10 protein-coding genes are annotated in these 12,981 nt (G+C 72.5%); 8 read left to right on the top strand and 2 right to left on the bottom strand.

Translation table 11 applies throughout. The features are described from left to right. Positions 1-4 precede the first annotated feature (4 nt). Genes AB663_RS16080 through AB663_RS16060 form a run of 5 tightly spaced genes read left to right on the top strand, consistent with a single transcriptional unit; the run spans position 5 to position 4,722 of the window. Entirely contained in the window at positions 5-1,027 is a 1,023-nt protein-coding gene (locus AB663_RS16080; protein ID WP_067201532.1) for an ABC transporter permease, read from the top strand. Further along, on the top strand, positions 1,024-1,878 hold the full coding sequence (locus AB663_RS16075; RefSeq protein WP_083511291.1) for an ABC transporter permease: 855 nt from the start codon (positions 1,024-1,026) through the stop codon (positions 1,876-1,878). The genes AB663_RS16080 and AB663_RS16075 overlap by 4 nt, the downstream gene beginning before the upstream one ends. Continuing rightward, positions 1,871-2,779, top strand: a complete 909-nt coding sequence (locus tag AB663_RS16070; RefSeq protein ID WP_232304576.1) for an ABC transporter ATP-binding protein — start codon at positions 1,871-1,873, stop codon at positions 2,777-2,779. Before AB663_RS16075 ends, AB663_RS16070 begins: the two co-directional genes overlap by 8 nt. Continuing rightward, the gene (locus AB663_RS16065) at positions 2,776-3,588 is read left to right on the top strand and encodes an ABC transporter ATP-binding protein (protein ID WP_067201529.1); all 813 of its coding nucleotides are present in this window, start codon (positions 2,776-2,778) and stop codon (positions 3,586-3,588) included. The genes AB663_RS16070 and AB663_RS16065 overlap by 4 nt, the downstream gene beginning before the upstream one ends. 3 nt (positions 3,589-3,591) lie before the next feature. Next, positions 3,592-4,722 (top strand): LLM class flavin-dependent oxidoreductase, encoded by a 1,131-nt coding sequence (locus AB663_RS16060; RefSeq protein WP_067201526.1) that lies wholly within the window; start codon positions 3,592-3,594, stop codon positions 4,720-4,722. Between the two features lie 7 nt (positions 4,723-4,729). Here AB663_RS16060 and AB663_RS16055 read toward each other — a convergent pair whose 3' ends face one another. Next, positions 4,730-5,674: an NADP-dependent oxidoreductase gene (locus AB663_RS16055; RefSeq protein ID WP_067201523.1), complete on the bottom strand. Its 945-nt coding sequence runs from the start codon at positions 5,672-5,674 to the stop codon at positions 4,730-4,732. A 34-nt stretch (positions 5,675-5,708) separates the two neighbouring features. Next, the gene (gene hrpA / locus AB663_RS16050; protein WP_067201521.1) at positions 5,709-9,578 is read right to left on the bottom strand and encodes an ATP-dependent RNA helicase HrpA; all 3,870 of its coding nucleotides are present in this window, start codon (positions 9,576-9,578) and stop codon (positions 5,709-5,711) included. A gap of 85 nt (positions 9,579-9,663) precedes the next feature. Between hrpA and AB663_RS16045 the strand changes: the two genes are divergently transcribed. The 3 genes from AB663_RS16045 to AB663_RS16035 all read left to right on the top strand — a co-directional run bounded on the left by AB663_RS16045 (position 9,664) and on the right by AB663_RS16035 (position 12,979). Then, complete coding sequence (locus tag AB663_RS16045; RefSeq protein ID WP_067201518.1) at positions 9,664-10,500, top strand: aldo/keto reductase; 837 nt, start codon at positions 9,664-9,666, stop codon at positions 10,498-10,500. Positions 10,501-10,576: 76 nt separating this feature from the next. Further along, positions 10,577-11,146, top strand: coding sequence for an FMN reductase (gene msuE / locus AB663_RS16040; protein ID WP_067202903.1), 570 nt, complete (start codon positions 10,577-10,579; stop codon positions 11,144-11,146). 33 nt (positions 11,147-11,179) lie between these two features. Next, positions 11,180-12,979, top strand: a complete 1,800-nt coding sequence (locus AB663_RS16035; protein ID WP_067201515.1) for a thioredoxin domain-containing protein — start codon at positions 11,180-11,182, stop codon at positions 12,977-12,979. Positions 12,980-12,981 lie beyond the last annotated feature (2 nt).

The following is a 12,981-nucleotide window of genomic DNA, read 5'->3' as shown; positions in this document are numbered from 1 at the left end:
CGACATGACGATCGTGACCGCCGAGGCGCCGCCCGCGCCCGCGATCGGCGCGGAACCCCGGGTGCGCAGCGCGGTGCCCGTGCTGCGCACCGTGCTGGCGACCCTGGCGACGGCGGTCGCGGTCTTCCTCCTCGCGACGTTCGCGACCTTCGCGCTGGGGGCGGCGAGCGGGTCCAACCCGGCCGCCGTCGCCCTCGGCGAGGTGGCGACGCAGGCCGACGTCGACCGCCTCAACCACCAGTTCGGCCTCGACCGGCCGTTCCTCGTGCGCTACCTCGATTGGATCGCTGGTGCCGTCACGGGTCAGCTCGGCACCTCGTGGTTCACCGGCATCCCGGTTGCGGACAGCATCGCCCAGGCGTTCCCGGTGAGCCTGTCGATCGCCGCGGGGGCGACGATCATCGCGCTCGTCGGCGGGTTCGCCGGCGGCGTGCTCGCGGCGGTGACCCGCGGGGGAGTGGTCGACCGCCTCATCACGCTCCTCAGCACCGTGGCCGCGACCGTGCCCGCCTTCGTCGCGGCGATCGGGCTCATCCTGCTCTTCGCCTATGCGATCCCGTTGTTCCCCGTCGCCGGCTACACCCCGCCGGACAAGGGCGTCGGGGCGTGGCTGCTGTGCCTCGTGCTCCCGTCGGCGGCGCTGAGCCTTGACGCCGGCGCCGACATCGCCCGCCAGCTGCGCACCTCGCTCGTCGGCACCCTGGGTGAGAACTTCATCGTCGGCGCGAGGGTGCACGGCCTCGGCCCGGCTCGCATCGTGGTCCGCCATGCGCTGCCCATCGCCTCGGGGCCCGCGCTGTCGACCCTCGGAGTGCATGCGCCGCGGCTGGTCGGCGGCGCGGTCATCACGGAGGTCATCTTCGGGATGCCGGGCCTCGGCCAGCTCGCGAACCGGTCGGCGCTGCAGGGCGACGTGCCGGTCGTGCAGGGGGTGCTGCTGGTGACGATCGCCGTCATCGTGGCCGTCGGCGCAGTGCTCAACGTCGTGATCTCCCGCGCGGGCGGCACCGAGAGGAGCGCCGCATGAACCCCGTCTCCCGGCTCTGGCGCAGCGGATGGACGGTGCGCCTCGCCCTGCTGATCCTCCTCGCGGTGGCGACGCTCGCCGTCGCAGGACCCGCCATCGCCCCGCAGGATCCGCTGGCGCAGGATGCCGCGTCCGCATTGCAGGAGCCCTCGTGGGCCCACCTCCTCGGCACGGACTACCTCGGCAGGGACGTGCTCTCTCGGCTCTTCGCCGGCGCCCCCGCGTCGCTGCTGAGCGCGCTCGCCGCCGCGGCGATCGGGCTCGTGCTCGGCGCGCTGCCGGGTGCGCTCAGCGCATTCGTCCCGCGGGTCGGCGAGTGGCTGGCGTTGCGCGTGGTCGACGCGCTGCTCGCCCTGCCCTTCATCCTTTTTGCGATCGTGTTCGCCGCCCTTCTCGGCAACGGGCTCCCGCAGGCGACCCTGGCGATCGGCATCCTCGTGGCCCCCGGCTTCTTCCGCATCGCGCGCGCCGCGACGCTGCGGGTGCGCGACAGTCCCTACATCGACGCGGCGACGTACCTCGGCGCCTCGGCGTGGTGGGTGCTCAGCCGGCACGTCTGGAGGCAGGTCGCCCCCAACCTCTTCGTGGCCGCCGTGTCGGCGCTCGGCGGTGCACTGCTCGCCGTCGCCTCTCTGACGTTCCTCGGCATCGGGGTGCAGCCGCCTGCTCCCACGTGGGGCGGCATGCTCTCCAGCGACCTCGGGTACCTCGGGCAGCGACCGTGGGGGCCGCTCGCACCGGCCCTGGCGATCGTCGTGACGGTCGGCGCGCTGAACGTGGTGGCCGACGCCGCGCGTGACGTGCTCGGCGCCGCCGCCCCGGCCCGGCGGAAGGAGGCCGTCCGTGTCTGAGCTCTCGCAGATCACCGCTCCCGCTCCGACGGCGGATGCCGTGTCGGCGGCCCCGCACGGAGGGACCGCCCTCGGTCCCTCCTTCGACGAGGGCTCGCTCGTCCGGCCTGCGGCCGTCGAGGCGTCTGACCTCGTGATCGCCGCGTCCGACGGCTCCGTGCTCGTGCACGGGGTGTCGGTGTCGGTGCGCCCGGGGGAGGCGCTCGGCATCGTCGGGGAGTCGGGCAGCGGCAAGACGCTCACCTGCCGTGCCCTGCTCGGCATCCTTCCGCCCGGCCTCTCGGTGACCGGCGGCACCGTGCGCGTCGACGGTGTCGACCTGACCGGCGCCGGCGAGCGCGAATGGCGGGGCGTGCGGGGCACGCGCATCGGCGCGGTGTTCCAGGACCCCGCCTCGTACCTCAACCCCGCGATGCCGATCGGCGTGCAGCTGGAGGAGACCCTGCGGGTGACCGCGCGCGTGCCACGGCGGCAGGCCAGGGAGCGTGCGCGGGAGCTGCTCGACGACCTCGGCATCCGCCGTGTCGATCTCGTGCTCCGTCAGCGGGTCGCTCACCTGTCGGGCGGGATGCTGCAGCGGGTGCTCATCGCGATGGCGCTCGCCGCCGACCCCGCGGTGCTCATCGCCGACGAGGCGACGACCGCCCTCGACGTCACTGTGCAGGCCGAGCTGCTCGATCTGCTGGGGCGCCTGCGGGCCGAGCGCGGCCTCGCCCTCGTGCTCGTGTCGCACGACCTCGCCGTGGTGGCGCAGGTGTGCGAGCGGGTGCAGGTGTTCCGCGACGGCCGCGTCGTCGAAGCGGGGGCGACCTCGCGCGTGCTGCGCGCGCCGGGTCACCCGTACACGCGGGAGCTGCTCCGCGCGCACGCCGCCTACGGACTGGAGAGGTTCCTCGCATGAGCGCCACGATGCTCGAACTCGACGCGCTGTCGGTCGACTACGGCCGTGTGCGCGTGCTCGACGCCGTCTCCCTGCGCGTGCGCCCCGGCGAGGTCGTCGGCGTCGTCGGGGAATCGGGCTCGGGCAAGACCACGCTCGCCAGGGCGGTGCTGCGTGCGGTCGACGCCGCGCCGGAGTCGCGCATCCTGGTCGACGGCCGCGATGTGACCCGGCTGCGCGGATCGCAGTTGCGCGCCTGGCGCCGCTCGGGCGCGGTGCAGTACGTGTTCCAGGATCCGTTGCGTTCGCTCGACCCCGCCGTGCGCGTGGCCGAGTCGATCGTCGAAGGCCTGCGCATCGCGCGGGTGCCGGCCGGCGAGGTCCAGCGCCGGCGCACGGCGGCCCTCGAGGCGGTGGGGCTCGACGAGGATCTCCTCTCGCGCCTGCCGTCGGGGCTGTCCGGCGGCCAGCGGCAGCGCGCCGCGATCGCCCGCGCGCTCGTCGTCGAGCCGCGCCTGCTCGTGCTCGACGAGCCGGTGAGCGCCCTCGACGCCGCGAGCCGCGACCGCGTCGTCCGCGCCCTCATCGCCCTGCGCGACACGCGGGGCAGCGACCTGGCGATGCTCGTCATCTCGCACGACATCGGGTCGCCCGCCGCCATGAGCGACCGGCTGGTCGTGCTCGACCGCGGCCGCATCGTCGAAGACGGCCCCACGCGGCGCGTCATCGCCCGCCCCGAGCATCCGTACACGCGCCTGCTCATCGACTCCGTCCCCCTCATCCACACCCCGACCGCCAACCGTCCGCTGCCCGTCCCCGTCAGGAGCTGAACCATGCCCATCGAACTGCTCGGAATGATCGCCACCACCCCCGGGTCGGAATCCCTCGCCGTCACCGGCCCCGTCGTCGACCCCGACTACGTGCGCGAGTTCTCACGTGCGCACGAAGAGGCGGGGTTCGACCGCGTGCTCATCGGCTACAGCGCCAGCTCGCCCGACGGCTTCGCCGTGGCATCCGCCGCCCTGCACGCCACGGAGCGGCTGAAGGTGCTGATCGCCCACCGGCCGGGCTTCGTGGCGCCGACCGTCGTCGCACGCAAGCTCGCCACGCTCGACCACCTCACCGGGGGCGGGCGCGTCGCGATCCACCACATCACGGGCGGGAGCGAGGCCGACCAGCGCCGTGACGGTGACTTCAGCGAGAAGGCCGACCGCTACCGCCGTACGGGCGAGTTCATCGAGGTGCTGCGGCGCACCCTCACCTCGGCCGATCCCTTCGACTACGAGGGCGACTTCTACCGCGTCGAGGGCGCCTTCTCGGCCGTGAAGCCCGCGACCGACGCCGGCATCCCGATCTTCTTCGGAGGCCTCTCCGACGGGGCCGTCGAGGTCGGAGCCGCCGGCGCCGACGTGTACATGCTCTTCGGCGAGCCGCTCGCCGACGTCGCCGAGCACATCCGCACGATCAGGGCAGCGGCGGCGAAGGCCGGTCGCACCGTGGAGTTCAGCCTCTCGACGCGGCCGATCGTCGCCCCGACCGAAGAGGAGGCCTGGGCGAAGGCCGCGCGCATCTACGCCGAGGCGGAGGCGCGCATCGCGGCGCGCGACTCCGGGGACACGCTGTCGTTCGCGCGGCCGCTGCAGCGGGAGCAGAACTCCGTCTCCGCCGACCGACTGCAGGAGCACGCCAAGCGCGGCGATGTGCACGACGAGCGGCTGTGGCTGGGCATCACCCGGCTCACCGGTCCGTCTGGCAACTCGACGGCGCCCGTCGGCACGCCCGAGCAGGTCGCCGAGGCGCTGCTGAAGTACTACGACCTCGGCGTGACCCGGTTCCTCATCCGCGGATTCGACCCGCTCGACGACGTGCGGGAATGGGGCGAGGAGCTCATCCCGGCCCTCCGCGCCGGGGCGCAGGCGCGTGACGAGGCGAGAGCGGCCGAGAGCGAGGAACGGGTCGCCTGAGCACGGCTCAGGGGATCAGGACGATCTTGCCGTCTGCGGCGTGCGCCTCGACGAGTTCGTGGGCGCGCGCCGCATCGGCGAGCGGAAGCTCCGGCCCGAGCTCGATCGTGAACGCTCCGGCCTCGATCAGGCCGATCGTGACGGGGAGCGCCTCGGCACGCCATGCCTGCTCCTGTTCCGTGAGCGGCACGGGCGAGCCGCCGGAGAACGCGCGGATGCCGAACGACGCGGCATCCGGTCCGCGCACGATCGTGGCGATGCGGTCGCGGTCTTCGACGAGGGCGAGGGAGGTCTGGATGGCCTCGTCGGTGCCGGCGCAGTCCAGCACGACCGTCACGCCGTCGGGCGCCGCCTCGCGGACCCGGTCGAGCAGACCGTCGCCGTAGGCGACAGGGATCGCGCCCAGCTCGCGCAGCTGGTCGTGGCGTTCAGGGCTGGCGGTCGCCACGACCGTCGCGCCCCACGCCACGGCGAACTGCACGGCGGCCTGCCCGACGGCGCCGGAGCCCGCGTGAACGAGCAGGACGTCGCCTGCGGCGACTCCGAGGGACTTCAGCGCCTGGTACGCGGTGCCGGCGGGGATGCCGATGCCCGCTGCCTCGGCTGCGGTGACGCCATCGGGGATAGGCGCGATGTTCGCCGCCGGAACCGCGAGCGCCGATGCGTACGTGCCGAGCGTGTCGCGGATCGCGACCCTGTCGCCGACCGCGAAGCCCTCGACGCCATCGCCCAGCGCCTCGATGACGCCCGCGCCGTCGAACCCGACGGCACGCGGCTCGGTGATGGGCGGCGACGGGCGCACAGCGCCGCGCAGCTTCGCATCGATGGGATTGACTCCTGCCGCCTCGATGCGCACGACCACCTCGCCGCGGCCCGCCATCGGGTCGGGCACCTCGACCAGGTGCAGCACATCAGGGGTTCCGAACTCGGTATACACGATCGCGTGGGCCATGCCCTTCAGGCTACCCGCGCCTGCCCGCGCCGGCTCAGCTCGCGGCGAGCGCCTTGGCGATGCGCTGCGGCGACACCGGCTGTGCCGTGCCGAGCCGCTGGGCGAAGACGCTGACGCGGTACTCCTCCAGCAGCCACCTCGTCTCCACGAGATTCCGCGCGGCGTCACGGGGAAGGGGGATCACTCCGCCGGCCTCCTCGAACGCCGCCGCCGCGCGTTCGTATTCGCTCATGCGCGAACGGTCCTTGCCCGGCTCGTTCGCGAGGGTCTTCAGGCGCTCGAGCATGCCGGCGAGGTAACGGGGGAAGTGCGCGAGGCGGTCGACGCCCGCCGCCGACACGAACCCCGGATGCAGGAGTCCGCTCAGCTGTCCGCGGATGTCGCCGAGCGGGCCGAGCAGGGCGAGCGAGTTCTGCGACTTGATGCCGCGTTCGACCTCGCGCGCCGCGGTGAGGATGCGGGCGACGAGCGAGACGCACGCGAACAGCTCGTCGACGAGCGACGACGACACCGCGTCGCGGACCCGCGTGAACTCCGCCTCCGTGCGCACGACCCCGCCCGGCAGCGTCCGCTCGATCACGCTGCGCGCCACCGCGGCTCGGCAGTCCTCGATGAGCGCGGCCGCGTTCTGGTACGGCGACGCCGCCAGCGCGAGCTTCTCCTGCGCGGTCAGGTGCTCCTGCACGTACGACGACGGCGACGGCACGGTCAGCAGCACGAGACGCAGCACGCCGTCGCGGGTGGCAGCGGCAGCGGCATCCGCCGTCGCCTCCACCCGAACCGCCACGCTCTTCCCCTCGTCCACGATGGCGGGGTAGCCGCGCACGACACCGCCGGCGACGCGGGTGTCGAGCACCTCGGGCAGGTCGCCGAACGTCCAGGCGGTGAGCCCCGTGCGCTCGACGGTGCCCTGGGCGGATGCCGCGGCGACGCGACTCGGCGCCTCGGAACGTGACGCGCTCACCGATCGCGCGACGCTGCTGCGCGCGCGGTCGGACAGCCTCGACTGCAGGTCGGGGAGATCTCGACTCGACCCGACGACGCGCCCGCGTTCGTCGACGGCGCGGAAGTTCATGCGCAGGTGGGCCGGGACCCGTGCGAGGTCGAAGTCGGATGCCGAGACGGGCTGGTTCGCCAGCGGCTGGATGAGTCGGGCGAGCGCCTGCGCGAGCGTGCGGTCAGGGCGTCCGCCGTGCGACTCCGGGCCCGCTCCGGCGAGCTCGGCGCTGAACCTCTCCGCCCAGTCCGCCGCAGGGACGACATGTCGCCGGATCGCCTTGGGGAGCGAGCGCAGCAGCGCGGTGATCAGCTCGTCGCGCAGGCCGGGCACCTGCCAGTCGAAGCCGGTGTCGTCGAGCTGGGCGAGCAGCGCGAGCGGCACGACCACGCTCACCCCGTCGTCGGGCGCACCCGGCTCGAACCGGTATGCGAGCCCGAGCACCTGGTCACCCTGCGTCCAGCGGGTGGGGAACTCGCTCTGATCGGCGCGGCTGTCGTCGTCGACGAGGTCGGACTCCCGCATCGTGAGCAGCTTCGGCGTTGTCGCGAGCGCCTCTCGCCACCACTTCTCGAAGGATCGCACGTCGAACACCTCGGCGGGGATGCGCTCGTCGTAGAAGCGGAACACCTCCTCGTCGCCGGCGAGGATGTCGCGGCGCCGCTCGCGATCCTCGAGCTTCTCCAGCCTGCGGCGGAGCTCCGCGTTGCTGCGCCAGAACGCGCTGACGCGCTTGTCGAGACGCGACGGGTCCCACTCGCCCTCCACGAGGGCGTGCCGCACGAAGAGCTCGCGCGATGCCGCCCTGTCGACGCGGGCGAACTGCACGCGACGGCGCGCGACGATCTCGACGCCGAACAGCGTGACCTTCTCGTACGCGATCGCTGCGCCCGCGTCCTTCGACCAGTGCGGCTCGCTGATCTGCCGCTTGGCGAGGTCTCCGGCCAGCGCCTCGGCCCAGGCCGGATCGATCGCGGCGACCGTGCGGGCGAACGTGCGCGAGGTCTCGACGATCTCGGCCGCCATCACCGCGTTCGGGCTCTTCTTGCGCAGGCCGGAGCCGGGGAAGATCGAGAAGCGGATGCCGCGGGCGCCGCGGTACTCCGCCATCCGGCGCTTCTGCTCCTTCGACGCCGTCTTGTTCTGGCCCTTCGCGGCGGTCCGCTCGTCGAGGATGCCGATCTGCGAGAGGAGTCCTGCCAGGATCGCCCGGTGGATCGCGTCGGGGTCGGCCGCGGCGCTGTCGGAGGCGGGCTCGCCGCCCTCGCGCACGAGCGTGCGCAACTGGCGGTGCACGTCGAACCACTCCCGCACCCGCACGTAGTTGAGGTGCTCGGTGCGGCACATCCGCCGGAAGGCGCTGGAGCCGAGCTCACGCTGCTGCCGGCGCAGGTGGTTCCACAGGTTCAGCAGGGCGAGGAAGTCGCTCGTGGGATCCGCGAAGCGGGCGTGCAGGCGATCCGCCTCGTCCCGCACCGCCTGCGGCGCGTCGGCCGAGGGACGCTCGCGCACGTCCTGGATCGAGAGCCCCGCCACGATGGGGAGCACCTGCGGGACCACCCCAGTGCGTCGCGCCTCCACGAGCATCCGCGCCAGTCGCGGATCCATCGGCATCCGCGCCAGCTCGCGACCGACGCGGGTCAGTCGTCCGTCCGACACCGCGCCGAGCTCGGTGAGCAGGTCGAACGCCGCCTTCACGCCGCGCGAGTCGGGAGGGGTGAGGAACGGGAACTCCGTGATGTCGCCGAACCCGAGAGACAGCATCTGCAGCACGACGGAGGCGAGCGAGGTGCGCAGGATCTCCGGCTCGGTGAACTCGGGCCGCTTCTCGAAGTCGTCTTCTCCGTACAGGCGGATGGCGATCCCGTCGCTCGTGCGGCCGGCACGGCCCGACCGCTGATTCGCGGAGGCCTGCGACACCGGTTCGATGGGGAGACGCTGCACCTTCGACCTCGTGCTGTAGCGCGAGATGCGCGCGGTGCCCGTGTCGATGACGTACTTGATGCCCGGCACCGTGAGGCTCGTCTCGGCCACGTTGGTCGCGAGCACCACGCGCCGCCGGAGCCCTGCGACCGTGGAGCGTTCGAACACGCGGTGCTGCTCGGCGGCGGAAAGGCGCCCGTACAGCGGCAGCACCTCGACGGGCGCGGTCTGCGAGCGGTACGCGCTCCTCACGGCATCCGCGGCGTCGCGGATCTCGGCCTCACCGGGGAGGAACACGAGCACGTCTCCGGGTGCTTCGCGGTCGAGCTCGCGCAGGGCCGCGACGATCTCGGCGACCTCGTCCTCCTCCTCGCTCTCGTCGGTGCGCGGGCGATAGCGGATCTCGACGGGGAACGTGCGGCCGGAGACCTCGATGATCGGCGCCGGCTCGCCCGCGGCATCCGCGAAGTGGCGCGCGAAGCTCTCCGGGTCGATGGTCGCCGAGGTGATGATCACCTTGAGATCGGGCCGCTCCGGCAGGATGCGGCGAAGGTAGCCGAGGAGGAAGTCGACGTTGAGGGAGCGCTCGTGGGCCTCGTCGATGATGATCGTGTCGTAGCGGCGCAGCAGGCGGTCGCGGTGGATCTCGTTGAGCAGGATGCCGTCGGTCATGAGCGCGATGCGCGTGGCATCGGAGACCTGGTCGGTGAAGCGCACCTTGTAGCCGACGAGTCCGCCGAGCTCGACCCGGAGTTCCTCGGCGACGCGCTCGGCGATCGTGCGGGCGGCGAGCCTGCGCGGCTGTGTGTGCGCGATGCGCGTGCGGCCGAGCTCGAGGCAGATCTTCGGCAGCTGCGTGGTCTTGCCCGAACCGGTGGCGCCGGCGACGATGACGACCTGATGGTCGCGGATCGCATCGGCGATCTCCTCCCGTGCGGCGCTGACGGGCAGCTCGGGAGGATAGGAGATCGCGGGGGAGGACATGACCCTCCATCGTATTCCGCCGATCGGTGCCGGCGTCGCGCCGCCGCCGCGCCCTCGTGTCGCCGCCCGGTTCTAGGCTGGAGTCATGACGATCCCCACTCTCGAACTGAACGACGGCAACAGCATCCCCCAGCTCGGCTACGGCGTCTTCCTCGTGCCGGCCGACGAGGCCGAGCGTGCGGTCTCCGAGGCGCTCGAGGCCGGCTACCGCCACATCGACACGGCCGCCATCTACCGCAACGAGGAGGGCGTCGGTGCCGCGATCGCGAAGAGCGGCATCCCTCGTGATGAGCTCTTCATCACCACCAAGCTGTGGAACGACCGTCACGACGGCGACGAGCCCGACGCGGCGATCGACGAGAGCCTGGAGAAGCTCGGGCTCGAGGCGGTCGACCTCTACCTCGTGCACTGGCCCACCCCGGCGAACGACAACTACGTGCACGCGTGGGAGAAGATGATCGCCATCCGCGAGCGCGGCCTCGCCCGGTCGATCGGCGTGTCGAACCATCTCGTGCCCCATATCGAGCGCATCGTGTCCGAGACCGGCGTGGTCCCCGCGGTGAACCAGATCGAGCTGCACCCCGCGTACCAGCAGCGCGACATCACCGAATGGGCCGCCGACCACGGGGTGCTCATCGAATCGTGGGGTCCGCTCGGTCAGGGCAAGTACGACCTGTTCGCCGCGCCCGCCGTCGCCGACGCCGCGGCAGCGCACGGTGTGACGCCGGCGCAGGCCGTGCTGCGCTGGCACCTGCAGAAGGGGTTCATCGTCTTCCCGAAGTCGGTGCGTCCCGAGCGCATGCGCGAGAACATCGACGTCTTCGGCTTCGAGCTCGACGAGGCGCAGATGGCCGCGATCGACGCCCTCGATCCGCTCGACGGCTCCGGTCGCGTCGGATCGCACCCCAACGACCTGAATTGAGTCCTTCTCGTTCTCTGCATGACGCCCCGTGTCGTTCCTCGCGACACGGGGCGTCGTCGCGAGTACCTTCGACCGCATGACAGTTGCCTACCGCGTCGTCGCCGTGTCGGGTTCCCTGCACGAGCCCAGCAAGACAACGGCCCTCGTCCGCGCGATCGCGTCCGCGATCGCGGAGCGCGCCGAGGTCGAGGTGCGGCTCATCGAGCTGACCGACATCGGTCCCGATCTCGCCGGCGCGCTGCGGCGCGATCAGCTGCCGCCCCGGGTCGAGGAGCTGCTGCGTGCGATCGAGACGGCCGACCTCCTCATCGTCGGCAGCCCCGTCTACCGTGCCTCGTTCACCGGCCTGTTCAAGCATCTGTTCGACTTCGTCGGACAGTACGAGCTCGTCGGAAAGCCCGTGCTGCTGGCCGCGACCGGCGGAGGGGAGCGGCACGCGCTCATCATCGAGCATCAGCTGCGGCCGCTGTTCGCCTTCTTCCAGGCGCTCACCCTGCCGCTGGGCGTCTACGCCAGCGACACGGATTTCGCGGGCTACGAGATCGACTCCGAGGCGCTCCAGTCGCGCATCGCACTGGCCGCAGAGCGTGCACTCCCGCTCGTGGGCTATGCCGCCACCCGGCCCGTGGATCTCCTCGCCGGCTGACCCGGCGCGCGCGCAGCGGCGTAGCGTGAGGGCATGACCAACCGGCTCGCCGATACGCTCAGCCCCTACCTGCGGGCGCACGCCGACAACCCCGTGGACTGGCACCCGTGGGGGCCGGAGGCGTTCGCCGAAGCGCGGCGCCGCGACGTGCCGCTGCTCATCTCGATCGGCTATTCCACGTGTCACTGGTGCCATGTGATGGCGCGGGAGTCGTTCGCCGACCCCGAGACGGCGGCGCAGATCAATCGCGGGTTCGTGGCGGTCAAGGTCGATCGGGAGGAGCATCCCGACGTCGACGGGGCGTACATGGCCGCGGCGTCGGCGTTCACGCAGAACCTCGGCTGGCCGCTCACGGTGTTCGCGACGCCGCGCGGTCGCACGTTCTACGCCGGCACCTACTGGCCTCCCGAGCCGCATGCGCCGATGCCCTCGTTCCGCCAGGTGCTCGACGCGGTCACCGAGGCATGGACGCTCCGGCGGGCGCAGGCGGAGGAGTCGGCGGATGCCGTCGCCGACGCGCTCGCCAGCGCTGCGGCATCCACGCCCTCCGACCTGCCGACCGCCGTCGAGCTGGTCACCGCCGCTGAGGCGATCGCCGCTCGGGAGGATCACTCGTTCGGCGGATTCGGCGGCGCACCGAAGTTCCCCGTCGCCACCGTGCTGTCCTTTCTGCAGAGCCCTGTCGTGCGCAGCGGGCCGACGGAGGCCGCGGCGTCCGCCGACCGGGCCCTCGCGGCGATGGCCGGGTCGAATCTGCGTGACGACGACGGCGGCTTCTTCCGCTATGCGACCGGGCGCGACTGGACGGTGCCGCACTACGAACGGATGCTGACCGACAACGCGCAGCTGCTCGACGTCGCCCTCGATGCCGGCGACGACGCCACGGCTCGCGGCATCGCACGCTTTCTGCTGTCGACGCTCCGGCTCGACGGCGGCGGCTTCGGCGCCGCGCAGGATTCGGAGTCCTGGATCGACGGCGAGCGCAGCGAGGGCGGCTACTACCTGCGTGGGGTGCCGGAGCGTGCCGGCCTCGAGCCTCCGGCGGTCGACGGCAAGGTCATCACAGGCTGGAACGGGCTCGCGATCGGCGCCATCGCCCGCGCGGGCGCAGTGCTCGGAGAACCGGCATGGATCGACGATGCGGCTGAGGTCGCAGGGTTCGTCCTGCGCGTGAACCGCGCGCCCGACGGGGCCCTCGCACGTACCTCGCTCGACGGGAACGCCTCGGCCGCGTCGGCGACGGCATCCGATCTGGCGCTCTTCGCACGGGGTCTGTTCGCGCTCGCCGCGGCGTCTGGTGAGGCGGCCTGGGCCGTGCAGGGTCGCGAGCTGCTCGATCGCGCACTCGATGGCGTCGGTGGCGATCCGCTGCTGGCGGCCCAAGGGATCGCTCCGGCTCCGGATCAGACCGACGGCGATCTGCCGTCCGATGCGGCGGCCGTCGCGCTCGCCGCCCTCTCGGCCTGGTTCCTGGGAGCGGGCGAGCGCTATCGCGAAGCTGCGGCGTCGATCGTGCGCGCGCACGCCGTGCGAGCGCGGGAGCAGCCTTTCGCGCACGGAAGCCTGTTGCGGGCGGCCGCCGGTCTCGTCGGGGTGCCGCGGCAGCTGGTGGTCGTGACCGACTCTCCCGACGGACCGCTGGCCCGCGCTGCCGCCGTCGCAGATGCCGATGCGATCGCCGTCGTGACCCCGGCGCAGGCGCGGGCGTTCGCCGACGCCGGATTCGAGCTGTTCGAGGGCAAGGCCGATGCGCCCGAGCGGGCGTTCGACTGCCGCGCCTTCGCGTGCCGCCTGCCGGTGAGCGATCCGGCAGAGGTCGCGGTCGCGCGCTGATG

Source organism: Microbacterium sp. XT11, from assembly GCF_001513675.1.
In the GTDB taxonomy this organism is placed as follows: Bacteria; Actinomycetota; Actinomycetes; order Actinomycetales; family Microbacteriaceae; genus Microbacterium.
The sequence above is the reverse complement of the archived record's forward strand: the minus strand, read 5'-3'. Positions and strand labels throughout refer to the sequence as shown.